We start from the raw sequence: 24,252 nt of genomic DNA, 5'->3' as shown, positions 1-24,252 counted from the left end.
AGCTCTCTCCTGGAGGAGCGCGGCCATGGAACTCACCGTCGTACCCATCGTCAAGCCGGACGCGGCCAACTTCATCTTCGGTCAGTCGCATTTCATCAAGACCGTGGAAGACCTCCACGAGGCGCTCGTTGGCACGGTTCCGGGCATCCGCTTCGGGCTGGCCTTCTGCGAGGCCTCCGGCAAGCGGCTGGTGCGCTGGTCGGGCAATGACGAAGCGGCCCTCACCCACGCCCGCAACAACGCATTGGCCATCGGCGCCGGCCACACTTTTCTGATCTTCCTGGGCGACGGCTTCTTTCCGGTCAACGTCCTAGCTGCCGTGCGCTCGGTGCCGGAGGTCTGCCGCATCTACTGCGCGACGGCCAACCCCACGCAGGTCATCGTCGCGCAAACCGAGCTCGGCCGTGGCGTGCTCGGCGTCGTGGATGGCGCCTCACCGCTGGGTATCGAGACCGACGCCGACATTGCGTGGCGGAAGGACCTGCTGAGGAAGATCGGCTACAAGCTGTAGCGACCGGATGAAGCGGTTGCGATGAAGTACGCCTCCGGCGCTAAAGCGCGATGAGATTAGGTTGAATCGTCATCGCGCTTCAGCTCTTTGTTTGAGCATGATCTTTTCGGAAAACCGCTTCACACTTTTCCGGATCATGCTCTAGATCAGCGCAGCCCTGGAGGACACGTGGTGGCTCGCGATCTTCCAGTCGCCGTCTTCGCGCACGATCACCCAGGTGAGTTTGACCGAGAGCGGCGCGGCCTCTTCGTCGAGGTCGAATGATGCGATCGCGGCCATGTTAATCACATCGGGCACGACCTGAGCCGCAGCCACCTCGGAGAAGCCGACGCTCGGCTGGCGCCATCGCGGCAGGCCATTGAAATAGTCCGCCACCCCGCTCCTGCCCCGATAGAGTTTCGGGTTGGAGCCGAGGAAGAACGCGTTCCTCGCGTACAGCGACGACAGCGCGGCCGCGTCGAGCCTCGCGAAGCCGGCGCACCATTTCGCGATGATGGCGGAAACGATGGCGTCGGCTTCGTTGCCCATGTCCTAGCTCAGGCCTTCGCGACTTCCTTCGCAAACGTGTCGCGCAGGCCGATGGTGCGCGAGAATACCGGCTTGCCCGGCGTCGAGTCCTTGTCGCGCACGAAGTAGCCCTGGCGCTCGAACTGCATCGGCTCGGTCGAATTGCTCTCCGCGACGGAAGCCTCGACCCGCGCATCGGACAGGATCTCCAGCGAGTCCGGATTGAGATCGGCCGCGAAATTCGAGGCGTCCGGGCTCGGATTGGCGAACAGCTGGTTGTAGATGCGGATCTCCGCCGGCTTCGAAGTCGCCGCCGGCAGCCAGTGCATGGTCGCCTTGACCTTGCGGCCGTCGGGTGCGTTGCCGCCCCTGGTCGCGGGGTCGTAGGTGCAGCGCAGCTCCACCACCTCGCCGGCCTCGTTCTTGATCACGCCGGTGCACTTGACGAAGTAGGCATAGCGCAGCCGCACCTCGTTGCCCGGCGACAGACGGAAGAACTTCTTCGGCGGGTTCTCCATGAAGTCGTCCTGCTCGATATAGAGCTCGCGCCCGAACGTGATCTTGCGCGTGCCGGCCGAGGGATCGTCGGGATGATTGATCGCCTCGAGCTCCTCGGTCTGCCCTTCCGGATAGTTCTCGATCACGACTTTCAGCGGCTTCAACACCGCCATGCGCCGCTGCGCCGTGCGGTTCAGCTCCTCGCGGATGCAGAACTCGAGCATGCCGACATCGACCACGCTGTTGGCTTTCGCGACGCCAATGCGCTTGACGAATTCGCGCAGCGCGGCCGGCGGCACGCCGCGGCGGCGCATGCCCGCCATGGTCGGCATGCGCGGATCGTCCCAGCCGGCGACATGGCCGTCGCGGACCAGCTGGGTCAGCACGCGCTTGGACAGCAGCGTGTAGGTCAGGTTCAGCCGCGCGAACTCGTACTGGTGCGGCTCTGACGGCACCGGCAGCTTCTCGATGAACCAGTCATAGAGCGGCCGGTGGTCCTCGAACTCCAGCGTGCAGATCGAATGCGTGATGCCTTCGATGGCGTCCGACTGGCCGTGGGCATAGTCGTAGCTCGGATAGATGCACCATGCGTTGCCGGTGCGCGGATGGTGCGCATGCAGGATGCGGTACAGCACGGGGTCGCGCAGGTTGATGTTGCCCGCGGCCATGTCGATCCTGGCCCGCAGCACGCGCGCCCCGTTGGGGAATTCGCCGGCCTTCATGCGGCGGAACAGGTCGAGATTCTCCTCCACCGTGCGGTCGCGGAACGGCGAGTTCTTGCCGGGCTCGGTCAGCGTGCCGCGCGAGAGGCGGATCTCCTCCTGGGTCTGGTCGTCGACATAGGCGAGCCCGTCGCGGATCAGCTGCTCCGCCCATTCGTACAGGCGATCGAAATAGTCCGAGGCGAAGAACAAGTTCTTGCCCCAGTCGAAGCCGAGCCAGCGCACGTCGGCCTGGATGGAATCGATATATTCCTGCTCTTCCTTGACCGGGTTGGTGTCGTCGAAACGCAGATGGCAGCGGCCCGGAAACTCCTGGGCGATGCCGAAGTTGAGTGCGATCGACTTGGCGTGGCCGATATGCAAATAGCCGTTCGGCTCCGGCGGGAACCGGGTCACGATCTCCTTGTACTTGCCCTGGTCGAGATCGGCCTGGATGATGTCACGAATGAAATCGCGCCCAACCTCAGCTGCCACCGGTTCTGTCATTACGAAAATCCTGTAGGGAAATCAGCGGTCCTTCTGCCAAATTCGCGTGGCCGCGCCAAGGGCTTAAGTACGGCCTCTAGCCGTCTGCCGTCGGGCTTTAGTTATGCTCCGGTCCTGCTATACACCACCGCCTCCAATGCATAGGCCCTGCCAAGAATGACCGATTCCGTCGTCACCCGCTTCGCCCCCTCGCCGACCGGCTTCCTCCATATCGGGGGGGCCCGCACGGCGCTGTTCAACTGGCTCTATGCGAAGAAGCACGGCGGCAAGATGCTGCTCCGGATCGAGGACACCGACCGGGAACGCTCCACGGAGGCGGCGATCGGCGCCATCCTCGACGGATTGAAGTGGCTCGAGCTCGGCTGGGACGGCGAGGTCATCTACCAGTTCGCCCGCGCCGCCCGCCATCGCGAGGTCGCCGAGCAGTTGCTCGCCGACGGCAAGGCCTATCGCTGCTACGCCACGGCGGAGGAGCTCGCCGCCATGCGCGAGAAGGCGCGCGCAGAGGGCCGCACCCGCCTCTATGACGGCATGTGGCGCGACCGCGACCCGGCCACGGCTCCGAGCGACGTCAAGCCCACCATCCGCCTGCGCGCGCCGCAGACCGGCGAGACCGTGATCGAGGACCAGGTCCAGGGCCGCGTGGTCTGGCAAAACGAGAACCTCGACGACCTCGTCCTGCTGCGCGGCGATGGCAACCCGACCTATATGCTCGCGGTGGTCGTCGACGACCACGACATGGGTGTCACCCACGTGATCCGCGGCGACGACCATCTGATCAACGCCGCCCGCCAGAAGCAGATCTACGATGCGATGGGCTGGGCGCTGCCGAGCATGTCCCACATTCCGCTGATCCACGGCCCGGACGGCTCGAAACTGTCCAAGCGGCACGGCGCGCTCGGCGTCGATGCCTACCGCGCGATGGGGTACCTGCCGGCTGCGCTGCGCAACTATCTGGTCCGGCTCGGCTGGAGCCATGGCGACCAGGAGATATTCTCGACCGAGGAGATGATCGCGGCGTTCGACCTCGCCAGCGTCGGCCGCGCCGCCGCCCGCTTCGATTTCGCCAAGCTGGAAAACCTCAACGGCCACTACATCCGCCACGCCGACGATCAATCGCTCGTGAAGATGTTCGAGGACGTGCTCGACCACATCGTGCCGAGCCGTGACGAGATTAAGGCCAAATTAAACGACACGACACGTTCACAACTCCTCAAGGCCATGCCAGCGCTGAAGGAGCGCGCCAAGACGCTGATCGAGCTGATCGATGGCGCCCATTTCATCTTCGCCGACCGGCCCCTGACGCTCGATCCCAAGGCGCAAGGGTTGCTGACACCCGAGAACCGCAAGCTGATCGGCCAGCTTCATTCCGCGCTGGAGAAAGTCGAGACGTGGAGCGGCACCAGCACCGAGGCCGCGCTGCGCGCCTTTGCCGAGGAAAATAGTCTCAAGCTCGGCGCGGTCGCCCAGCCGCTCAGGGCGGCGCTCACCGGGCGGACGACGTCGCCTGGTATATTTGAGGTTTTGGACGTCCTTGGGCGCCAGGAAAGCCTGGGCCGGCTTAAAGATCAGTCTACGACGTAAGTCGACCATGCGTGCGGCGATCTTGCAGCGCACATAGCAATAATATACCCATCTCCCCCGTACATTCTGGAACATCCGGCCTGCCCCCATGATCTCCCTAGGGGCCTCCGGCTCCGGCCCGTTTCACCACACATCGGGGACCTCTGATGGACGCAAAACCAAGCTCAAAGACCGCGACGCTGACGGTCGGAAACAAGAATTACGATCTCCCGATCCTCAGCGGCAGCATCGGACCTGATGTCATCGATATCGGCAAGCTGTACGGCCAGTCCGGCCTGTTCACCTACGATCCGGGCTTCACCTCGACCGCGAGCTGCCAGTCCAAGATCACCTATATCGACGGCGATGCGGGCGTGCTGGAATACCGCGGCTACCCGATCGAGCAGCTCGCCGAGCACGGTGACTTCCTCGAGACCTGCTATCTCCTGCTCTACGGGAACCTGCCGACCGCCGCGCAAAAGAGGGATTTCGACTATCGCGTGACCCATCACACGATGGTGCACGAGCAGATGGCCCGCTTCTTCCAGGGCTTCCGCCGCGATGCCCATCCGATGGCAATCATGGTTGCCGCGGTTGGCGCCCTTGCTGCATTCTATCACGACTCGACCGACATCAACGATCCCAAGCAGCGCATGATTGCCTCCATGCGCATGATCGCCAAGATCCCGACGCTGGCCGCGATGGCCTACAAGTACACCGTCGGCCAGCCCTTCGTGTATCCGAAGAACTCGCTGGGCTTCGCCGAGAACTTCCTGAACATGTGCTTCGCAGTGCCTTGCGAAGACTACAAGGTCAGCCCGGTTCTCGCCGACGCGCTGGAAAAGATCTTCATCCTGCACGCCGACCACGAGCAGAACGCCTCGACCTCGACGGTGCGCATCGCTGGCTCCTCGGGTGCCAACCCGTTCGCCTGCATCGCGGCCGGCATCGCCTGCCTGTGGGGCCCGGCGCACGGCGGCGCCAACGAAGCCGCGCTCAACATGCTCTACGACATCGGCACGGTCGACAAGATCCCCGAGTTCATCGCCAAGGTGAAGGACAAGAACTCTGAAGTCCGCCTGATGGGCTTCGGTCACCGCGTCTACAAGAACTACGATCCGCGCGCCAAAATCATGCAGAAGATGTGTCACGCCGTTCTCAAGGAGACCGGCCATGGCAACGATCCGATGCTGAACGTGGCGATGGAGCTCGAGAAGATCGCGCTCAGCGACCAGTACTTCATCGACCGCAAGCTCTACCCGAACGTCGACTTCTATTCGGGCATCACGCTGAAGGCGATGGGCTTCCCGGTCTCGATGTTCACCGTGCTGTTCGCGGTCGCCCGCACCGTCGGCTGGATCAGCCAGTGGAGCGAGATGATCGAGGATCCGCATCAGAAGATCGGCCGTCCGCGCCAGCTCTACACCGGCGTCGCCAAGCGCGATTACGTGCCGATCGGCGATCGCAAGTAAGTTCGGCCATCACGGCTTTCGAAACGGCGCCATCGAAAGATGGCGCCGTTTTCGTTTGTGGACGTGTAGGGTGCATAAGGCGCAGCACTTGTAGGGTGGGCAAAGCGTAGCGTGCCCGCCACCTCTCCAACATCAAGCTAGAAATGGTGGGCACGCTTTCGCTTTGCCCACCCTACGAGTTCGTCTCTTACCGCCGCCCCTGGCGCATCGTCGCGAGCACGATGTCGGCGGCGAGCACGCTCGGCGATTTGTTGCCGGTCGACATGATCTGGTCGAGCCTGGCGAATGCCTCGACCTGCTCTCGGCGGAGCGGCGAATCCGTCAGCAGCGCGGCGAGCGCAGGTGCCAGCTTCTCCGGCGTGCACTCTTCCTGCAAATACTCCGGAATGACATCCTTGCCGATCACGAGATTCGCGAGAATCACCGAGGAGACGCGGATCGCGCGGCGCAGGATGAAGGCCTCGATCGCACCGACGCGATAGGCCGTCACCATCGGAATGCCGGATAGCGCGAGCTCGAGCGTCACCGTGCCGGATTTGGCCAGCGCGGCGTGGGCGATACGGAAGACGGCCCGCCGCTCCGCCTCACCGATCACGATCTGCGGCTTGACCGGCCAGTTCGCGATGCCTTCGCGGATGGTGGCTTCGAGATGCGGCATGGTCGGCAGCATCAGCTCGAACGCGCGCCCCTCCGCCTGCAACCGGCCGATCGCCGCGCCGAACACCTCGAGGTGATGCCGGATCTCGCTGCGGCGGCTGCCGGGCAGCACCAGGAGTACCGGCGGCTCACTGTTGCGGCGCTTCTGCTCCTCCGCGCCCGGACGCAGCGAGCCCAATTGCTCGATCAGGGGATGGCCGACATAGCTGCATGGCGGCCCGCCGAGCTTGCGATATTCCTCCGGCTCGAACGGCAACAGGCCGAGCACATGATCGACATAGCCGAGCATGGTCCGCGCCCGTCCCGGCCGCCATGCCCAGAGCTGCGGCGAGACGTAGTCGACGATCGGGATCGCCGGACTGCGCGAACGCACGCGGCGGGCGACGCGGTGGGTGAAATCGGGGCTGTCGATGATGACGAGCGCGTCGGGCGCGGCCTCGGTCACGGCGTCGGCCGTCTCGCGGATCAGCCGCAGGATCTTCGGCAGTTGCTGCACCACCGCGGCAAACCCGACGATCGAGAGCTCCTCGATCGGAAACAACGACTCAAGGCCCTCGCGCGCCATGGTGCGGCCGCCGACACCGACGAACTGCACGCCGTCACCGAGGCGCTGGCGCAGCACCTTCATCAAGGCGCTGCCGAGCCTGTCGCCGGATTCCTCCGTCGCGATCAGGAATATCTTGCGCTTGGGATCGCGGTCCTGCATCACGCGGGTAGGCCGATGATGAAGAGATATTTCGCGTCGGCAAGCGCGATCATCGCTTGCGGCTCGGCGGCGATGGTGTTGCCGGCGATGACGGCGACGCCGGCAAGGCCGGCGGCCGCGACGCCCTCGATCGTGCGCGGGCCGATCGTCGGCAGGTCGAAGCGCAGATCCTGGCCGCTCTTCGGCGCCTTCACCAGCACGCCGCGTCCCGTGGCGGCGCGGATGCGGCCCTCCTCACGCAGCCGCGCGACGCGGGCGAGCAGCGCGTCGGTGCCCTCGATGTCCTCGACCGCGACCACATGGCCGTCGATCACGACCGCAGCCTGGCCGATGTCGAACGGACCGAGCGCGGTCAGCACCGCCCGGCCGCGTTCGATATCGGCCTTACTGGTGTCGCTGGGCCAGGCGCGGCTGATGCTGCCCTCGGGCATCAGCAGATCCGGCGCGACATCCTTGATGCCGACCATGCGGAAGCCGTCCTGCTCGAGGATGCGGCCGACCCCCGACAGCAGATGATCGTCGCCGCCGCGGAAGGCGCGGATGACATTGCCGAGCAGGCGCAGCGTCTTGACGTCGAAGCGGATCTCGGACAGCGAAGGCCGCACCAATGTGCCGATGAAGATCAGGTCGCGGCAGCCCTCCTGGCGAAACAGCCGCATCGCGCGGCCGAGCTGGCCGACCGAGATCCAGCGGTGGCGGAACTGCTCCACCCGCGCCGGATCGCAGGCCCCGCGCAGGGGAAACAGCACCGGCGTGATGCCGCGCGCGGCGAGCGACTCGGCGACCGCGAACGGCATGGCGCCGCCGCCGGCGACGATGCCGACCGGTGACGAAACTTGCGAAGCCGCCGATGTCATGCCCGCGGCCATCACAGGATCACTTCGCGATGGCGGGAAGACAGAGCGGGCGCTTGCCCTTGCCGATGAAGTCGAGAATTTCGGCGATCGCGGGGTCTTCGCCTGCCAGCGGCCGCGCCGCCTCCAGCCGCTCGGCGAAGGTGCCGGGCCCGTGGAAGAGTTTCTGATAGAACGCGCGCACGGTCGCGAGCCGCTGCTTGGTGAACTTGCGCCGCTTCATGCCGATCAGGTTGAGACTCTCCAGCACCGCATATTGGCCGTTGACCAGTCCATAGGGGATGACGTCGTCGCGCACGCCGCAGACGCCTCCGACCATGACATAGGGGCCAATGCGTGTGAACTGGTGCACCGCGGACAGGCCGCCGATGTAAACGGCATCGCCGATCTCGCAATGACCGCCGAGCGTCGCTGACGTCGCGAAGATCACGTTGTCGCCGACCATGCAGTCATGGCCGACATGGCTGTTGTTCATGAAGTAGCCGCCGCTGCCGACGCGCGTCAGCCCGCCACCCTTGATCGTGCCGACGTTCATCGTCGCGCCTTCCCGGATGGTGCAGCCAGAACCGATCTCGAGCCGGGTCGGCTCCCCCTTGTAGCTGAGATCCTGCGGGGCGCCGCCGAGCACTGCGAACGGCGAGATCACGCAGCCATCACCGAGCGAGGTGTGGCCGATGACGGTGACTTGTCCGATCAGCTTGCAGTTCGCGCCGATCACGACGTTCGGGCCGATGATGCAATAGGGGCCGATCTCGGTACCCTCGCCGATCACGGCGCCGTCCGCGACCCGTGCGGTGGGATCAATCTTGCTCATCAAGCCAATCTTACTCGTCAAGAAGGTCTGGTTATGTATTGAAGTCGCTTGGTTTTCGGGTGGTTAGCGCGACTATGCCCGATCTGTCCAGTGACGTATCATCTCGACCTGTTTCAAGTGCTGGATGAGGCGGCCTTCCCCGCCCGTCAACAAGTTCATGCGGAGCTTGAGGTTATCGTGGTCAGGACCCTGGCACTTCTGCTCGCACAGCTCGCGACGGCTCCGATCGTGTCCGAGACGGTCGAGACCGGCGAACACCGCCTCGTCGATCTCGGGACATTCGAATGCCGGGACATCACCCGCAGCACGGTGCTTCAGCGGGTCTGTTACGATCGTGCCCGGCAGGACCTGATTGTCGCGAACAATGGCGCCTATGACCGCTATTGCGGCGTGACGGCCGAGACGGTCGAACGCCTGCTGGGCGCGCCGTCCATGGGCCAGTTCTTCAACCGGAATATCAAGCGCGAGACGACCGCCGGGCGCTACGCATGCCCGGCGCGCGAGCCGGTCCAGAAGGGTTGAGTCCGCTCAGTCCGTCAGCATGGCGCCGACGTCGGCCTCCGCAACGACCTGGCCGTTGACCTTGGCATCGCCGTGAAACCACCACATCGCCTTGCGTCGCCCGAGCGAGCGCATGTGATACTCGATGGTGTCGCCGGGCAGTACCGGCTTGCGGAACTTGCACTTGTCGATGGTGAGGAAATAGACCGCGCGCGGCTTCTCGGTGCCTTCGACCGACTTGATGCCGATCACGCCCGCGGTCTGCGCCATCGCCTCGATCATCATGACGCCGGGATAGACCGGGCGCTCGGGGAAATGCCCCTGGAAGGCCGGCTCGTTGAAGGTGACGTTCTTGATGCCGATGCCGCTGTAGTCGGCGCGGATGTTGATCACGCGGTCGATCAGCAGCATCGGAAAGCGGTGCGGCAGGGTCTGGAGGATCGCATTGATATCCACCAGCTCGAATTTAACAGGTGATTCCGCCGTCATTCCCGTCCCTCGTCCTTCGGATCGGCCTTGCTGTCGCGTACCAGGCGCTCCACCGCGATGATCTCCTTGAACCACTGCTTGGTCGGCTTGGCAAAGAAGCCACCCCAGCGACCGTTCGGCGGGATGTCGTCCTTGACCCCGCTCATCGCCGTGACCTGGGCGCCATCGCCGATCTTGAGGTGATTGTTGATGCCAACCTTCGCTCCGAGCGCCACGTTGTCGCCGATGGTCAGGCTGCCGGCGAGGCCGATCTGGGCCGCCAGCAGGCAGTGCCGGCCGATCGTCACATTGTGGCCGATCTGGACCTGATTGTCGATTTTGGTCCCCTCGCCGATCACGGTGTCGCGCAAGGACCCACGGTCGATCGTGGTGTTGGCGCCGACCTCAACGTCGTTCTGGATCAGCACCCGTCCGGTCTGCGGCACCTTCAGATGGCCTTCGGGCCCGAAGAAGATGAAGCCGTAGCCGTCCTGGCCGATCGAGCAGCCCGGATGGATCAGCACGTTGTTGCCGATCAGGGCGCACTGGATCGCGGTGCGGGCGCCGACATTGCAGTCACGGCCGATCTTGACGCCGGGGCCGATCACCGCTCCGACGCCGACCACGGTGCCACTGCCGATCTCGACGTCCGGGCCGATCACGGCCAGGGGATCGACGACCACGCCGTCCTCGAGCCGGGCCGAGGGATCGATGATCGCCGACGGCGCGATACCGTCATTGCTGACCCAGGATTGCGGCCTCAGCGCGTCGCCGTGCCACTCCCGTGCGATCCGGACGAAGGCGCGGAATGGCTGCGCCACCCGCAGCACGGCCACATGCGCGGGCACCTCGGCCTCGAAGCGCGGGCTGACCAGACAAGCACCCGCCTTGGTTGCCCTGAGCTGATCGGCATATTTGAGGTTGTCGAAGAATGCCAGATGCATCGGGCCCGCTTCGTCGAGCGAAGCAAGGCCCGTGATGACGTGGCCGCCCCTCTCGGGGTCGACCAGCTGCGCCTTGGTCAGCGTGGCAATCTCGGCCAACGCTGTGGCAGGCGGCTTTGTGAAGAAGATCGGCTGCGCCATTCCACCCCGTCGCGGTCCGGCTTCGGCATGAAGCGGTCAGGCCGCATCATGCCTCATGTCTTGAATTGGCACGATCCCTTTCGGAAACCGGCTCCAGTGATCCGGATCGTGCCGCGCTGATCGAATTAGAACGTGGTGCCGCCGCCGAACCGGAACTCCTGGGTACGGTCGTACTTGCCCTTGCTGAGCGGCACGGCGTAGTCGAAGCGCAGCGGGCCGAACGGCGACTGCCAGATCAGGCCGACACCGACCGAGGAGCGGACCACCTTGCTGTCGTCATACACGAGGCCGGTACAGGTCCCCGCGCTCGACGGATTGATGGTCGATGGAATACAGCCCGGCACATTGACCTCGTTGGTGGCGGTCCAGCTCGTCGGTCCCTTGTAATCGTAGAGGCCGCCGGCGTCGGCATAGACCGCGCCCTTCAGACCCACTTCCTTGGGCAGGAACCAGAACGGCATCTGCAGTTCGAGCGAAGCGCCCCAGTACTTGGTGCCGCCGAGCGCGTCCTGCGTACCGAAGGGGTTCAAGTCGCGCGGGCCGATACCGTTCGGGGCAAAGCCGCGGACGAGGTTCGGGCCCATCTGGAAGTGGTCGAGCATGCGCAAATCGCTGCCGATCTTGTTCAGCATGCCGCTCTGCAGGCGCACGAGGCCGACGATGTCGGAGACCAGCGGAGTGTAGTACTTCGCATCGATGACCGACTTCAGATAGGAGACGTCGCCGCCGACGCCGGCGAAATCCTGACGGAAGTCGACGAGCAGACCGTCGGTCGGGTTCTTGTTGTTGTCCAGCGTGTTGTAGGTCAGCGTGTAACCGAGCGCCGAGGTCAGGGTCTTGCCGTTGGCAAGCTCCTTGCGCACCGGCAACGAGGCTTCGCCGTCGCTGTAGCAGCCGAGACCGTTGGTCGAGCTCAGGTCGATCGGTGGCGTCTGCGACGCAGCGAAGGCCGGGCTCGGGTTGAACGCCGAGGTGCCCAGGTTGTTGTTACAGTTCGCCAGGTAGTACGGCAGCGTGATTTCCTGCTGGTAGATCGAGTAGCGCACCTGGAGCGCCAGATCTTCACGCAAGGAGAAGCCGAGGCGCGGCGAGAAGCCGAGCGTCTTGGTGCCGTAGGAGATGTAGCTGTTGGCCAGCTGCTGGCGCTGATACAGGTCGAGGCCGAGCGCGACGCGGTAGTCGAGCAGATACGGCTCGACGAACGACAGCGAGTAGCCGCGGGCGTACTGGCCATAGGTCACCGACGCCTTGGCGAACAGGCCGCGGCCGAGCAGGTTGCGCTCGGAGACCGACACTTCGGCCAGCGCGCCGTCGGTGGTGGAGTAACCGCCCGAGATCGAGAAATCGCCGGTCGATTTCTCTTCCATGTCGACGATCAGGATCACGCGGTCGCTCGAGGAGCCCGGCTCGGTCGTGATCTTCACGCTCTTGAAATAGTCGAGGTTCTTCAGGCGCCGCTCGGCACGGTCGACCAGCGCGCGGTTGTAGGCATCGCCTTCCGAGATGTCGAACTCGCGGCGGATCACGTAGTCGCGCGTGCGGGTGTTGCCGCGCAGGTTGATGCGCTCGATATAGGTGCGCGGGCCCTCGTCGATGTTGAACACGACGGACACGGTGTGCGCTTCGAAGTTGCGGTCGCCGCCGGGCCGGACCACCGCGAAGGCATAGCCGCGGCGCGAGGCCTCGATCTGCATCTCCTCGACCGACTTCTCGACCGATTCGACGTTGTAGAGCGAGCCGACATTGACGCGCGAATAGGCGCGCATCGAGGACGGATCGAAGTTCGGAATGCTGGAGCGGAAGTCGACTGCGCCGACGCGGTACTGCGCGCCTTCCTCGATCTTGAAGGTGACGTTGAAGCCCTTCTTCTCCGGATCGTATTCGGTGAGCGCGGCCACCACCTGGACGTCGGCGAAGCCGTTCTTGAGGTAGAAGCGGCGGATCAGGTCGCGGTCGGCTTCGACGCGGTCGGGATCATAGATGTCGCCGCTGGCGAGGAAGCTCAAGAGGTTCGATTCACGCGTCTTGATGACGTCGCGCAGGCGGTAGGACGAGAACGCATTGTTGCCGACGAACTCGATCGACTTGACGCCGGTCTTGGCGCCCTCCTCGATGGTAAAAATGAGATCGACGCGGTTGTTCGGCTGCTCGATGACCTCGGGCGTGACGCGCACGTCATAGCGGCCGGACCGGCGATAGATTTCGGCGATTCGCAGCGTGTCGGACTGCACCATGGCGCGGGAGAAGGTGCCGCGCGCCTTGGACTGGACTTCAGTGGTGAGCTGCTCGTCCTTGATCTTCTTGTTGCCCTCGAAGGCGATCCGGCCGATCACCGGGTTTTCCACCACGGAGACGATGAGCTGGCCGCCGGAACCGCGGTTGATCCTGACGTCCTGGAACAGGCCGGTCTCGATCAACGCCTTGAGGCCGTCGTCGATCGCGCCCTGATCCAGGCGGCCGCCCGGACCCGGCCTGAAATAGGAACGGATCGTCTCCACCTCGACGCGGCGATTTCCTTCGACGGAAATCGACTGAACGGTCTGAGCGAGCGCAGACGAAGACACCAAAACAGCCCCAACCGGGGCAACCACCGGCGCGCCGAACAAGATCAGGGTTGCGATCAAGCCCCCCCGGAGTCGCAGTCCAAACTTCATCGCGCAACGCGCCCTTATCATTCCGTGCCAGACCCAACCCCAACGCCGGTCCGGAGATTCCCCAAGTTCAGGCCGCTTGTAGCCAATTTCACCGACGCCGCAAACGGCCGAAAGCGCCGTAATTTCAAATTCATTCCAAGACGTTGCTCAACAGCAACGCCACAAAAAAGCCTCTATCAGGAAGCGGCCATCCGCAGGATGTCGTTGTAGGTCGCAAACACCATCAACATCAGCACCAAGCCGAGTCCGATTCGGAACCCCATCTCCTGGGTCCGCTCGGACAAGGGCCGGCCCCGGACCACCTCGGCCGCATAGAACATAAGGTGGCCACCATCGAGCAGCGGGATCGGGAACAGGTTCAAAAGGCCGATCGAGACCGACAGCACCGCGCAGAGGTTGATCACGAATTGGAACCCGGCGCTGGCCGCCTGCCCCGACATCTTCGCGATTCCCAGGACGCCGCTGACCTCGTTCGGATTGCCCTGCCCGACGAACAGCGAGCCCAGGAACTTGAAGGTGCTGGTGATGATGAACCAGACCTGCTCGACCCCGATCTTGAGCGCTTCACCGACGCCGACCGGCGTGGTCGAGGCCTCCCCGGCCTGCGACTTGTGCTCGATACCGAGCACCCCGAGACGATGGCTATTGCCGAACGGATCCTTGCGCTCGAGCAGCGCCGGGGTCGCGGTCAGCGAAACGATGGCACCGTCGCGCTTCACCTGGAAGGTAAGCGCCGAACCGGCGTTCATCGCAACGATTCGCTGCATGTCGGCAAAGCTCTCGATCGGCTTGCCGTCGATCTGGACGACGACGTCCCCGACCTTGAAGCCGGCCGTGGCGGCCGCGCCATCGGCGACGACACCATCGACGCGCGCGATCGTGCTCGGCTTGCCGTAATAGAGGGCCATCCCGGCGAAGATCAGCGCGCCCAGGATGAAATTGGCGATCGGTCCGGCCGCGACGATAGCCGCGCGCGGGCCGACCTTCTTGTGGTGGAAGCTGCCGGCGCGCTCCTCGGCCGTCATGGCCGCGAGCGTCTGGGCCGACGGGGTCGAGGCCTCGCTCTCGTCGCCGAAGAACTTGACGTAGCCGCCGAGCGGGATTGCCGAGATCTTCCAGCGGGTGCCATGGCGATCGTTGAAACCAACCAGCTCAGGCCCGAACCCGAGCGAAAAGGTTAACACGCGCACGCCCGCCCAGCGCGCGACCAGGAAATGGCCGAGCTCGTGGAAGAACACGACGATGGTCAGGACGAACAGGAAGGGAACCGCGTAGCCGAGGAGCCCATGGCTCAACGTATTGAAACTATGGACAAAAAAGTCGATCATCGATTTCCCTCACCCAGCGCCGCAAGGCCCTGGTCGCGAACCAACTAGGATGCCTTTAAGGCAATTTGAGGCAATAGGGCGGCAGCCCTATTTCGAGCAACATGGTCAACAGAGATTGCATCGTCGGCGGACGTCAGGGGTGCCTGGTTCCCGCCTTTGATCCAATCGTCAAGGGTCGCTTCGACCAGCCGGGCGATCGCGCCGAACCGGATCTTGCCCGCGATGAAGGCGGCGACCGCGACCTCGTTGGCGGCGTTGTAGACCGTAGTCGCGCCCTTCCCGGTCCGGAGCGAATCGTAGGCCAGCCGAAGTCCGGGGAACCGCTCGAAGTCCGGCGCTTCGAAAGTCAGCTGGCCGATCTTGGCGAGGTCGAGCTTTGCCGCCGGTCCCTTGATGCGATCGGGCCAGCCGAGGCAATGCGCGATCGGCGTCCGCATGTCGGGCGCGCCGAGCTGGGCGACCACCGAACAGTCGGAAAACTCGACCATGCCGTGAATGATGGACTGCGGATGAACGAGGACGTCGATCTCGTCCGGCGAGAGCGCGAACAGATAGGACGCTTCGATCACCTCGAGCCCCTTGTTCATCATCGAGGCGGAATCGATCGTGATCTTCTGGCCCATGCTCCAGTTCGGATGCTTCAGGGCCTGCTCGAGCGTCGCCTGCTCGATGTCGGCAGGCTTCCAGGTCCGGAACGGGCCGCCGGAGGCCGTGATGATGACGCGAACGAGCTCGTCGCGATTGCCTGAGCTCAGCGCCTGGAACAGCGCATTGTGCTCGGAATCGGCCGGCAGGATGCAGGCGCCCGCCTTTGCCGCGCGCTGCATGAAGAAATCGCCGGCGCAGACCAGGCACTCCTTGTTGGCGAGCGCGACATGGGCGCCGCGGTCGACCGCCGCCAGCGCCGGCTTCAGTCCGGCAGCGCCGCTCACGGCCGCCATCACCCAGTCGGCCGGACGCGCGCCTGCCTCGATCACCGCGCTTTCGCCGGCGCCGCATTCGGTGCCGGTGCCCGCGAGCGCGGCCTTGAGCTCGGCGAGCTTGGAGGTGTCGGCGATCGCCACAAAGCGCGCGGAGAATTCCCTGGCGAGCTTGGCCAGCGCTGCGACATTGCCGTTCGCCGTCAGCGCCTCGACACGGTAGCGCTCGGGCGAAGCGCGCAGCAGATCCATCGTGCTGTCGCCGATCGAGCCGGTGGCGCCGAGAACCGTGACGCTGCGGACGTCGGACGCAGCAAGCTTGTTGTTACGCAATGGGACTGCGCTCATATCCTCACCAAACCATAAGTCCGCTGCCGGCGCTATGCACACCATGGCGGACAAAGCCGATAATCCATGCCGCCAGGATGGCGGCGACAAAACCGTCCAGGCGGTCCATAAGCCCGCCATGTCCGGGAATTAAGTGACTGGAATCCTTGACACCGAAGCGCCGCTTCACCGCGGATTCGAAGAGGTCGCCGAGCTGCGAGACCACCGAGAGGACGGCGCTGACGAGCAGCAGTGGAACCGCCTTTCCGATCCCGCCCGCGGCAAAGCCGGCCGCAATCGCAAGGCTCGCCGCAAAGCCGCCGAGCGCTCCGGCCCAGGTCTTTTTCGGGCTCACGCGCGGCCATAATTTCGGACCGCCAATGCTGCGTCCGGCGAAATAGCCGCCGATGTCGGTCGCCCACACCACGAGCAGCACGAACATCAGTGCGGAGAAGCCGTTGACGAGATCCTTCCGCACCAGAATCGAGGCCAGCAGCGCCGCCGATGCATAGGCAAAGCCCGTCGCCGCCCAGACGAACTTGCCTCGCGCAATCAGCATCACCATCACGCCGCCGATGCAGCCAATGATGACGGCAGTCTTCAGCGCACCGAAGGTCACGCAGAATCCCATGGTGGCGATGACGATGGTCCCCGCCCCCGTCAGCGCGACTGAGCTCGCGCCCACCACCGTCAGCCATTCCGCAAACAGCCCGATCGACACCAGGGTGACGAGAAGTGCCCAAAGCCAGCCGCCGGCGTAGGCGAGCGCAATGGCAAGCGGCGCCAGCACCAGAGCTGCGAGGACTCGCAGCACGAGATTGCTCGGGGCAGGCTGAGAGCCCGCCGGTGCGGCGTCGGGTTCGCTCACGAGGCGGTTTTCGCGACCAGGCCGCCGAAACGGCGCTCGCGCCTGGCAAATTCGGCGATCGCGCTTTCCAGCGCCGCCTTGTCGAAGTCGGGCCAGTGGATCGGCACGAACACGAGCTCGCTATAGGCGGCCTGCCACATCAGGAAATTGGACAGGCGCTGCTCGCCGCTGGTGCGGATGATGAGATCGGGATCGGGAATGTCGGGCGCGTCGAGATGCGCGCCCAGAGTCTCGGCGTCGATCGTATCAGGATCGCGCCTGCCCTCCGCGACCTCGAGCGCCAGCTTCTGCGCCGCTTTCGCGATCTCCTGCCGCGAGCCGTAGTTGAAGGCGACGACGAGCGTCAGGCGCGTGTTGTCGCGTGTCAGCTCCTCGGCCTCGTTGAGCAGCGCGCAGATGTCGCTCTCGAGCCCCTCGCGCTCGCCGATGATTCGAACCTTGACGCCGTCGCGATGCAGGCTCGCCAGATCGTTGCGGATAAAGCGCCGCAGCAGGCCGAACAGGTCGCCTATCTCGCTCGCCGGGCGCGACCAGTTCTCCGAAGAGAACGAGAAGATGGTGAGATAGCGAATGCCGAGCTCGTGCGAGGCGCGCACCACGCGGCGCAGCGCGTCCACACCGCGGCGATGTCCTTCCGCACGCGGCAAGCCGCGCGCGGCCGCCCAACGCCCGTTGCCATCCATGATGATGGCGACATGCGCAGGCGCCTCGGACCTATCAGGTCTTTCCGTTGCGGGCGCGGCGGCGTTGGACATGAAGGCGATGCCTTAAACGGTGAGGATTTCTTTTTCCTTGGCGGCCAGCAACTGGTCGATCTCGGCGATGGTGCCGTCGGTCGCCTTCTGCACCTCGTCGGCGTGACGCTTCTGATCGTCCTCCGACATCTCGTGATTCTTCTCGAGTTTCTTGAGCACGTCGAGACCGTCGCGACGGACATGGCGCGCGGCGACCTTGGCGGCTTCGGCATATTTGTGCGCGACCTTCACCAGCTCCTTGCGCCGCTCCTCGTTGAGCTCGGGAATGCGCAGGCGCAGCACCTGCCCCTCGGTCGCCGGCGACAGGCCGAGATTCGAATCGACGATCGCCTTCTCCACCGCCTTGACCATCGACTTGTCCCAGACCTGCACCGAGATCAGCCGGGGCTCCGGCACGCTGACGGTGGCGAGCTGGTTGAGGGGCATGTGACTGCCATAGGCCTCGACCTGCACCGGATCGAGCATCGAGGCGGAGGCGCGCCCCGTCCGCAGGCCGCCGAGCTCGTGCTTGAGGGACTGGACGGCGCCTTGCATGCGGCGCTTCACTTCGTTGAGGTCGAAATTACCCGTGGCCATCACGTTTCTCCTTCAAAATCCCGGCGACCGCTCCGCGCCCTTCCTTTTCGGGCGCGCCAGACGAGCCGTCAGCCGGCGACGATGGTTCCATGGCCGACGCCACGTAGAATCGCGCCGATCGACCCCGGCTCCGCGATCGAGAATACGATGATAGGCAGCGATGTCTCGCGGGCAAGCGCGAAGGCGGTCGCATCCATCACCTTGTAGCCGCCCTCGATCGCCTGCGAATGCGTCAGGCGGTCGAACCGCGTGGCGGTTGGATCCTTCTTCGGGTCGGCCGAGTAGACCCCGTCGACATTGGTCGCCTTCAGGACCACCTGCGCCCCGATCTCGGCGGCCCGCAGCACCGCGGTCGTATCGGTGGTGAAGAACGGATTGCCGGTCCCGCCGCCGAGCAGCACGATCCGGCCTTCGGCGAGGTATTTGTGTGCCGCAGCGCGGGTGAACAGCTCGGATATCTCGGGCATGACGAAGGCCGACAACGTCCGTGCCGGCGTGCCCTTGCGCTCGATCGCCGCTTCCAGCGCGAGGCAATTCATCATGGTGGCGAGCATGCCCATGGTGTCGCCGGTCGTGCGCGACACTCCGCGGGAGGAGACCTCGACACCGCGGACCATGTTGCCGCCGCCGATCACGACCGCGACCTCGGTGCCGAGATGGCGGGCCGCGATCAGGTCGTCCGCAACCCGGTCGACGGTCGGCTGATCGATGCCAAAGCCTTGCTGCCCCGCGAGATATTCGCCGGACAGCTTGATCACGACGCGACGATAGACCGGATCAGTCATGAGCTACTTTCCTTGTCCGGGCGCCGCCTCCGGCGGCACGCCGGAAGGAACGTTCCGGCGCTTACTTCTTGCCGCTGGCCGCGGCGACTTCGGCCGCGAAGTCGCTTTCCTGCTTCTCGATTCCCTCGCCGAGAGCATAGCGCACAAAGCCGGCAATCTTCACAGCGCCGCCGACCTTGCCCTCGGCCTCCTTCACCGCCTGCGCCACCGACTTGCCGGTGTCGTGGATGAAGGCCTGCTCGAGCAGGCAGACTTCCTTGTAGTAGGTCTTCAGGCCGGACTCGACGATCTTCTCGATCACGTTCTCGGGCTTGCCCTGCTGACGGTATTTGTCGGCAAGCACGTCCTTCTCGCGCTTGACCACCGCCGGGTCGAGGCCGGACGGATCGAGCGCCAGCGGGTTGGTGGCCGCGACATGCATCGCGATCTGGCGGCCGAGGGCGGCGAGCTCGTCGGCCTTGCCCGGCGATTCCAGCGCCACGATCACGCCCATCTTGCCGGCACCTTCGATGACGGCCCCGTGGACGTAGTGGGAGACCACGCCCTGGCTCACTTCGAGCTGGGCGGCGCGGCGCAGCGTCATGTTCTCGCCGATGGTGGCAATCGCATCATTGATCGCGGTTTCGATCGTGACGTCGCCGACCTTGGCGGCCTTGATCTTCTCGACATCGGCACCGACGTCGAAGGCGACCTGGGCGATCATCTTGACCAGGCCCTGGAACTGGCCGTTCCGCGCGACGAAGTCGGTCTCGGAGTTGACCTCGACCACGACGCCCTTGGTGCCCTTGGTGAGCGCACCGATCAGGCCTTCGGCCGCGACACGGCCCGACTTCTTGGCGGCCTTGGACAGACCCTTCTTGCGCAGCCAGTCCTGCGCCGCTTCCATGTTGCCGTCGTTCTCGGTCAGAGCGGCCTTGCAGTCCATCATGCCTGCGCCGGTGGACTCGCGCAGGTCCTTGACCATCGCAGCTGTGATCGTTGCCATCGTTGAAAATCCTTTGTGCCTGCCGGTTTGCCGCGGCGTGGCATCCAATCGCCCCGCCGCGGTCCATCTCAGGGATTCGCGTCAACTGAAATGGTGGCCGGATCCTATCCGGCCAACCCATCGCTCTTTTTGACTATTCCGCTTCCGCGGTCAGCGCCTTGGCCTTGGCCACCCAGGCATCCGCGCGGCTCGGCAGACCGACTTCTTCGCCGATCGTGTGAGCGGTGTCGTGGTCGAGCTCGGCGAGCTGCCAGTAGTGGAAGATGCCGAGGTCGTTGAACTTCTTCTCGATCGCGCCCGACACGCCCGGGAGCTTCTTGAGGTCGTCGGCGGTGCCGCGCGGACCGGCCAGGCCCTGGAAGCCGCTCGAGGATGCCGCCGGCAGCTCTTCGGCGGCCGGACGAACCGAGGCGCCGATGTCGATGCCCGAATCGCCCTGGGCGCGCGAGATGCCGTCGATCGCCGCACGCGCGATGAGATCGCAGTACAGCGAAATGGCGCGGCCAGCGTCGTCATTGCCGGGCACCACATAGGTGATGCCCTTCGGGTCCGAATTGGTGTCGACGATCGCGGCGACCGGGATGTTGAGGCGCTGGGCCTCCTGGATCGCGATGTCTTCCTTGTTGGTGTCGATCACGAAGATCAGGTCGGGCAGACCGCCCATGTCCTTGATGCCGCCGAGCGAGCGGTCGAGCTTGTCGCGCTCGCGCTGAAGCGTCAGGCGCTCCTTCTTCGTGTAGGAATTGGCTTCGCCGCCCGAGAGCACGTCGTCGAGGTGACGCAGGCGCTTGATCGAGGCCGAGATCGTCTTCCAGTTGGTCAGCGTGCCGCCGAGCCAGCGCGAATTGACGAAATACTGCGCGCAACGCTTGGCAGCATCGGCAACGCCGTCCTGCGCCTGGCGCTTGGTGCCGACGAACAGGATGCGGCCGCCCTTGGCCACCGTGTCGCTGACGGCCTGGAGGGCCTGGTGCAGCATCGGCACGGTCTGGGCGAGGTCGACGATGTGGATGTTGTTGCGGGTGCCGAAAATGAACGGAGCCATTTTCGGATTCCAGCGATGAGACTGGTGGCCAAAGTGCACGCCAGCTTCAAGCAACTGACGCATGGTGAAATCGGGTAGTGCCATCGTTCTAATTCTCCGGTTGGTTCCTCCGGAAACGTGTGAGCAAAACGGAGCGTTCTCGCCCCGGTTGCCACCGGACGGCCCTTGTGAGCCATGTTTCCGTGTGAGATGGCGCGCTATATAGCGCCATTTCGGCCAGAAGCAAGGAAATACGGGGCCTTTCGGGACGCCTCTAGGCTGCAGTCGCTTCCCAGCGTCCCCTGCCCCTTGAGCCTCCTAGCACTTTGGCTGGCCCGGCGGGCAGCTCTTCGGTGGCGGGCCGGCCGGCCGCGGAGGCGCATGCGGCGCCGGATGCGGCGCTGCGGCCATCGGCGGCGGCGCCGGTCGGGCGACCGGAGGTGGTGGCGGCGGCGGCGCTGGCCGTGCGACAGGCGGCGGTGGTGGTGCCGGCCGCGCCATCGCTGGCGGAGGCGGCGCCGGCCGGGCAACAGGCGGCGGTGGCGCCGGTCGAGCCACGGCCACGGGCGGCGGCGCAGCTCGCGGCGGCGGGGGCGGTGCAACCCGGGGCGGAGGCGGCGGCGTCGGTCTTGCCAGGGCCTGAGGAGGCGGTGGTGGCGCGGCAGGCTTGGCGGCCTGCGGCGGCGGTGGCGCGGGCCGATGATCCTGAGCTCCGGACGGTGCCCGCGCCGCCACTGGCGGCGGTGGAGGTGTCGCGGGTTTGACCGTGGTCGGGACGGCCGGCTTGCCGGTGGCCGCGCTCGGCGGCGGCAAAGCACCCGGCTGGAGCCCGGCCGGCCGGCCGCGCGCGTCAGGCGCCGGCGGGGTCGTTGCTCCCGGCGGCCTGGGCAGGCCCGCGGACGGTGTCGTCGCACTTCCGGGAGCCGGCGGGTGGTTGGGCGCCGTAGCGGTTGCCGCGTTCGGCGGCACCGGCGGGACGTTGCCGGTGGGCGCCGTGGCGGTCGCAGCGGGTTTGCCATGAGACGGGACATTGCCGGGCGCGCGCCCTGCCCCGGCCGGCGGCGGCGGTCCGCCAGGGGTTCCGGGTACCGGCAACGTATTGGCCTGCGGCAGCTTGGTCGGCGCTTGCACTGGCGGGGTCGCAGCTGGAGCGTTGGCGGCAGGGGCCGTCGCGGTCGGACTGGGGGCGCCACTTGGCGTGACAGCACCGGGCGTCGCCCCCGCCCCGGCCGGCGGGCGACCGGGAGCTCCCGGTGCCGGCAACGTATTGGCCTGCGGTAGCTTGGTCGGCGCTTGCGCTGGCGGGGTCGCAGCTGGAGCGTTGGCGGCAGGGGCCGTCGCGGTCGGACTGGGTGTGCCACTCGGCGTGACAGCACCGGGCGCCGCCCCCGCCCCGGCCGGCGGGCGGCCGGGAGCTGCCGGTGCCGGCAACGTATTGGCCTGCGGCAGCCCGGCCGCAGCCGGCGGCTGCGCTGTCGTGCCAGGAGCGACATTGGCCGGAGCCGGTGCCGGGATACCCGGCCTCGCCGTCGGCTGGATCGTTGCGCTCGGCGGCATCGGCACCTTGCCCTGCTGAATCAGGGCGGCGCGTTGCGTGACCGCCTGCGGCACGGCGGGACCTGCCGGCGTGGCGCGGCCGGCAACGGCCGGCGCCAGATTGCCCGGTCCAGGCGCCGGCCCCGTGGCCGGCGGCGGCGCCGGTGGCCGGTTGATCACGGTGTTGATGACCGTCGTGTTGTGGATGTTCTGGTAGATGATGTTGTTCGGCGGCGGCGCGACATAGACCGGCGGCCTGACGAACACCGGGATCGGCACGAACACCGGCTGCGGCAGCACGAACAGGCCGACAACGGGCAGCGGCGGCGGCAGCACCACGAAATCCGGCGGCGGCGGCGGCAGATAGTAGACCGGCGGCGGCGGTGGCGGCGCGAAGCCGAAATCGGGATCGCTGAAATACAGCACCGGGCGATCGACATAGACCACCTCCTCCGGCGGCGGTGGCGGCACGTCGTAGTCGATCATCGCAAAGGTCGGCGGCGGCTCGGCCGGCGCGGTGAGGATCGCAAGGCGGCGCCGCGCATCCGCCGCATGCGGCCCGCGCGGATAGCGGCGCAGATACGACCAATAGGCCTCCGGCGTGTCGGTCCGATAGGTCCGCCGCCAGGTGATGGCTTCGCGGCGGGCGGCGACGATGGCCATGACGCGCTTCGACAGCGGATCGCCTGGATAGGCCGCGAGAAACTCCTCATAGGCCGCCAGCGTGTCGCGCTCGAGCGCGGCGGCATAGGCATCCTGCACCCCGAGATCGCGGATCGGCTTGTTGCGGATCGCGGCGACCTGGTCGGGCGCCGCCTCCGGCGGCGCATCGGGCCCACGTTCGAAGAACGAGAATTGCGCCGATATCTTCTGCTCGTTCCAGGGCACCTGCGCGCCCTTGGAGGCCTCGTTGACGCGCAGGCGAACGCGGTCGAACACCTCGGGCAGCGGCAGGCCGCCGGTGCGGATCATCTCGGCGAGCGACTGTGCATAGATGCCATAAGGCCCCGGCTCCTCCGGCGCCACCGTGCCGGGTGCCGCGTTGAAGGCGATCAGCATGTTCGCCTCGGGCTCGACCAGCGCCAGACCGCTCGCGATCGGCTGACCGCCCTCGATGAAGGGCTGCGCGCGGGCCGCGTCGAGCACGACGATGTTGGCCTTGAGCGGAATGGACGCGAGCTGGCGCGCATAGTCGCTGATGCGCAGGGCCTCGGTCGGTATGTCGGTGTCGCGGGTGATGTTGGAATCGACCGGGATGAAATAGTTCTCGCCGGCAAGCTGCACGCCGTAGCCGGCGAGATAAAGCATCGCGACGGTGCCGGGGCCGGAAGCCTGCGCCTTCTGGATGAAATCGCGCAAGCTCTTGCGCAGCGTGTCGCCGTCGAGATCGCGCGCGCCGACCACGTCGAAGCCGGCCGCCTGGAGCGTCTGCGCGATCAGGCCGGCATCATTGGCCGTCGTTGCCAGCGGCGATTTGGCATAGGCGCCGTTGCCGACCACGAGTGCAATGCGCTTTTCCGGCTGCTGCGCGCGCGCCTGGTCCGGCACGCCGGCGGCAACGGCCACGATCGGCAGCAGAAGGCAGATGAAGGCTCTGAGCGTCCCACGCATGGCTTGCTTGCCCGCTATTGTAGTTGAGGTGCCACCACG

Annotated in this window: 21 protein-coding genes; 4 read left to right on the top strand and 17 right to left on the bottom strand. The window is 65.7% G+C overall.

What is annotated here, in order from left to right; all coding sequences use genetic code 11:
• Positions 1 to 25: 25 nt before the first annotated feature.
• On the top strand, positions 26 to 511 hold the full coding sequence (locus JQ566_RS20555; protein ID WP_183238967.1) for an adenosine-specific kinase: 486 nt from the start codon (positions 26 to 28) through the stop codon (positions 509 to 511).
• Positions 512 to 652: 141 nt separating this feature from the next.
• On the opposite strand, the gene JQ566_RS20550 is transcribed toward JQ566_RS20555, so the two are convergent.
• Positions 653 to 1,039: an SgcJ/EcaC family oxidoreductase gene (locus tag JQ566_RS20550; RefSeq protein ID WP_212374927.1), complete on the bottom strand. Its 387-nt coding sequence runs from the start codon at positions 1,037 to 1,039 to the stop codon at positions 653 to 655.
• 8 nt (positions 1,040 to 1,047) lie between these two features.
• Positions 1,048 to 2,724: a glutamine--tRNA ligase/YqeY domain fusion protein gene (locus JQ566_RS20545; protein WP_212374925.1), complete on the bottom strand. Its 1,677-nt coding sequence runs from the start codon at positions 2,722 to 2,724 to the stop codon at positions 1,048 to 1,050.
• Positions 2,725 to 2,880: 156 nt separating this feature from the next.
• Here JQ566_RS20545 and gltX point away from each other — a divergent pair, with 156 nt between their 5' ends.
• Positions 2,881 to 4,308: a glutamate--tRNA ligase gene (gene gltX / locus JQ566_RS20540; protein ID WP_212374923.1), complete on the top strand. Its 1,428-nt coding sequence runs from the start codon at positions 2,881 to 2,883 to the stop codon at positions 4,306 to 4,308.
• Between the two features lie 146 nt (positions 4,309 to 4,454).
• Entirely contained in the window at positions 4,455 to 5,759 is a 1,305-nt protein-coding gene (gltA, locus tag JQ566_RS20535; protein WP_212374921.1) for a citrate synthase, read from the top strand.
• 187 nt (positions 5,760 to 5,946) lie between these two features.
• Here the strand turns inward: gltA and lpxB are convergent, their stop codons facing one another.
• From lpxB to lpxA, 3 genes are read right to left on the bottom strand one after another with little or no spacing between them, the layout of a single operon-like run.
• Complete coding sequence (gene lpxB / locus JQ566_RS20530) at positions 5,947 to 7,125, bottom strand: lipid-A-disaccharide synthase (protein ID WP_212374919.1); 1,179 nt, start codon at positions 7,123 to 7,125, stop codon at positions 5,947 to 5,949.
• Complete coding sequence (locus tag JQ566_RS20525) at positions 7,122 to 7,979, bottom strand: LpxI family protein (RefSeq protein WP_212375067.1); 858 nt, start codon at positions 7,977 to 7,979, stop codon at positions 7,122 to 7,124. Before JQ566_RS20525 ends, lpxB begins: the two co-directional genes overlap by 4 nt.
• Positions 7,980 to 7,998: 19 nt before the next feature.
• Positions 7,999 to 8,790, bottom strand: a complete 792-nt coding sequence (gene lpxA / locus JQ566_RS20520; RefSeq protein WP_212374917.1) for an acyl-ACP--UDP-N-acetylglucosamine O-acyltransferase — start codon at positions 8,788 to 8,790, stop codon at positions 7,999 to 8,001.
• A gap of 177 nt (positions 8,791 to 8,967) precedes the next feature.
• Between lpxA and JQ566_RS20515 the strand changes: the two genes are divergently transcribed.
• The gene (locus JQ566_RS20515) at positions 8,968 to 9,312 is read left to right on the top strand and encodes a KTSC domain-containing protein (RefSeq protein WP_212375065.1); all 345 of its coding nucleotides are present in this window, start codon (positions 8,968 to 8,970) and stop codon (positions 9,310 to 9,312) included.
• 6 nt (positions 9,313 to 9,318) lie between these two features.
• Here the strand turns inward: JQ566_RS20515 and fabZ are convergent, their stop codons facing one another.
• The 12 genes from fabZ to JQ566_RS20455 all read right to left on the bottom strand — a co-directional run bounded on the left by fabZ (position 9,319) and on the right by JQ566_RS20455 (position 24,213).
• Positions 9,319 to 9,780 carry a 3-hydroxyacyl-ACP dehydratase FabZ gene (gene fabZ / locus JQ566_RS20510; RefSeq protein ID WP_024341283.1) on the bottom strand — a complete coding sequence of 154 codons (462 nt, stop codon included), beginning with the start codon at positions 9,778 to 9,780 and terminating at the stop codon, positions 9,319 to 9,321.
• Positions 9,777 to 10,844: a UDP-3-O-(3-hydroxymyristoyl)glucosamine N-acyltransferase gene (lpxD, locus tag JQ566_RS20505; RefSeq protein WP_212374915.1), complete on the bottom strand. Its 1,068-nt coding sequence runs from the start codon at positions 10,842 to 10,844 to the stop codon at positions 9,777 to 9,779. The genes fabZ and lpxD overlap by 4 nt, the downstream gene beginning before the upstream one ends.
• Positions 10,845 to 10,969: 125 nt before the next feature.
• Positions 10,970 to 13,498 (bottom strand): outer membrane protein assembly factor BamA, encoded by a 2,529-nt coding sequence (gene bamA, locus JQ566_RS20500; protein WP_212374913.1) that lies wholly within the window; start codon positions 13,496 to 13,498, stop codon positions 10,970 to 10,972.
• A gap of 176 nt (positions 13,499 to 13,674) precedes the next feature.
• Positions 13,675 to 14,826, bottom strand: a complete 1,152-nt coding sequence (rseP, locus tag JQ566_RS20495; protein WP_212374911.1) for an RIP metalloprotease RseP — start codon at positions 14,824 to 14,826, stop codon at positions 13,675 to 13,677.
• A 44-nt stretch (positions 14,827 to 14,870) separates the two neighbouring features.
• The gene (gene dxr / locus JQ566_RS20490; protein WP_212374909.1) at positions 14,871 to 16,094 is read right to left on the bottom strand and encodes a 1-deoxy-D-xylulose-5-phosphate reductoisomerase; all 1,224 of its coding nucleotides are present in this window, start codon (positions 16,092 to 16,094) and stop codon (positions 14,871 to 14,873) included.
• Positions 16,095 to 16,098: 4 nt separating this feature from the next.
• Entirely contained in the window at positions 16,099 to 16,941 is an 843-nt protein-coding gene (locus JQ566_RS20485; protein WP_212374907.1) for a phosphatidate cytidylyltransferase, read from the bottom strand.
• Positions 16,938 to 17,696, bottom strand: coding sequence for an isoprenyl transferase (locus JQ566_RS20480; RefSeq protein ID WP_212374905.1), 759 nt, complete (start codon positions 17,694 to 17,696; stop codon positions 16,938 to 16,940). The genes JQ566_RS20485 and JQ566_RS20480 overlap by 4 nt, the downstream gene beginning before the upstream one ends.
• A 12-nt stretch (positions 17,697 to 17,708) precedes the next feature.
• The gene (gene frr, locus JQ566_RS20475) at positions 17,709 to 18,272 is read right to left on the bottom strand and encodes a ribosome recycling factor (protein ID WP_027575609.1); all 564 of its coding nucleotides are present in this window, start codon (positions 18,270 to 18,272) and stop codon (positions 17,709 to 17,711) included.
• A 68-nt stretch (positions 18,273 to 18,340) separates the two neighbouring features.
• Positions 18,341 to 19,057 carry a UMP kinase gene (gene pyrH / locus JQ566_RS20470; protein ID WP_212374903.1) on the bottom strand — a complete coding sequence of 239 codons (717 nt, stop codon included), beginning with the start codon at positions 19,055 to 19,057 and terminating at the stop codon, positions 18,341 to 18,343.
• A gap of 61 nt (positions 19,058 to 19,118) precedes the next feature.
• Positions 19,119 to 20,042, bottom strand: coding sequence for a translation elongation factor Ts (tsf, locus tag JQ566_RS20465; RefSeq protein WP_212374901.1), 924 nt, complete (start codon positions 20,040 to 20,042; stop codon positions 19,119 to 19,121).
• A gap of 133 nt (positions 20,043 to 20,175) precedes the next feature.
• On the bottom strand, positions 20,176 to 21,171 hold the full coding sequence (locus tag JQ566_RS20460) for a 30S ribosomal protein S2 (RefSeq protein WP_212374899.1): 996 nt from the start codon (positions 21,169 to 21,171) through the stop codon (positions 20,176 to 20,178).
• A gap of 213 nt (positions 21,172 to 21,384) precedes the next feature.
• Positions 21,385 to 24,213, bottom strand: a complete 2,829-nt coding sequence (locus JQ566_RS20455; RefSeq protein WP_212374897.1) for a caspase family protein — start codon at positions 24,211 to 24,213, stop codon at positions 21,385 to 21,387.
• Between the last annotated feature and the right edge of the window lie 39 nt (positions 24,214 to 24,252).

This window comes from Bradyrhizobium sp. SZCCT0231 (assembly GCF_018130245.1).
Lineage (GTDB): Bacteria > Pseudomonadota > Alphaproteobacteria > Rhizobiales > Xanthobacteraceae > Bradyrhizobium > Bradyrhizobium japonicum_F.
This window is presented reverse-complemented; position numbering and strand designations above follow the sequence as displayed.

What these genes read in the sequence shown, in the direction of transcription:
- JQ566_RS20555 (WP_183238967.1), top strand. Translation starts at nt 26, where the DNA reads ATGGAACTCACCGTCGTACCCATCGTCAAGCCGGACGCGGCCAACTTC.
- JQ566_RS20550 (WP_212374927.1), bottom strand. Translation starts at nt 1,039, where the DNA reads ATGGGCAACGAAGCCGACGCCATCGTTTCCGCCATCATCGCGAAATGG.
- JQ566_RS20545 (WP_212374925.1), bottom strand. Translation starts at nt 2,724, where the DNA reads ATGACAGAACCGGTGGCAGCTGAGGTTGGGCGCGATTTCATTCGTGAC.
- gltX (WP_212374923.1), top strand. Translation starts at nt 2,881, where the DNA reads ATGACCGATTCCGTCGTCACCCGCTTCGCCCCCTCGCCGACCGGCTTC.
- gltA (WP_212374921.1), top strand. Translation starts at nt 4,455, where the DNA reads ATGGACGCAAAACCAAGCTCAAAGACCGCGACGCTGACGGTCGGAAAC.
- JQ566_RS20525 (WP_212375067.1), bottom strand. Translation starts at nt 7,979, where the DNA reads ATGACATCGGCGGCTTCGCAAGTTTCGTCACCGGTCGGCATCGTCGCC.
- lpxA (WP_212374917.1), bottom strand. Translation starts at nt 8,790, where the DNA reads ATGAGCAAGATTGATCCCACCGCACGGGTCGCGGACGGCGCCGTGATC.
- fabZ (WP_024341283.1), bottom strand. Translation starts at nt 9,780, where the DNA reads ATGACGGCGGAATCACCTGTTAAATTCGAGCTGGTGGATATCAATGCG.
- lpxD (WP_212374915.1), bottom strand. Translation starts at nt 10,844, where the DNA reads ATGGCGCAGCCGATCTTCTTCACAAAGCCGCCTGCCACAGCGTTGGCC.
- bamA (WP_212374913.1), bottom strand. Translation starts at nt 13,498, where the DNA reads ATGAAGTTTGGACTGCGACTCCGGGGGGGCTTGATCGCAACCCTGATC.
- rseP (WP_212374911.1), bottom strand. Translation starts at nt 14,826, where the DNA reads ATGATCGACTTTTTTGTCCATAGTTTCAATACGTTGAGCCATGGGCTC.
- dxr (WP_212374909.1), bottom strand. Translation starts at nt 16,094, where the DNA reads ATGAGCGCAGTCCCATTGCGTAACAACAAGCTTGCTGCGTCCGACGTC.
- JQ566_RS20480 (WP_212374905.1), bottom strand. Translation starts at nt 17,696, where the DNA reads ATGTCCAACGCCGCCGCGCCCGCAACGGAAAGACCTGATAGGTCCGAG.
- frr (WP_027575609.1), bottom strand. Translation starts at nt 18,272, where the DNA reads ATGGCCACGGGTAATTTCGACCTCAACGAAGTGAAGCGCCGCATGCAA.
- pyrH (WP_212374903.1), bottom strand. Translation starts at nt 19,057, where the DNA reads ATGACTGATCCGGTCTATCGTCGCGTCGTGATCAAGCTGTCCGGCGAA.
- tsf (WP_212374901.1), bottom strand. Translation starts at nt 20,042, where the DNA reads ATGGCAACGATCACAGCTGCGATGGTCAAGGACCTGCGCGAGTCCACC.
- JQ566_RS20460 (WP_212374899.1), bottom strand. Translation starts at nt 21,171, where the DNA reads ATGGCACTACCCGATTTCACCATGCGTCAGTTGCTTGAAGCTGGCGTG.
- JQ566_RS20455 (WP_212374897.1), bottom strand. Translation starts at nt 24,213, where the DNA reads ATGCGTGGGACGCTCAGAGCCTTCATCTGCCTTCTGCTGCCGATCGTG.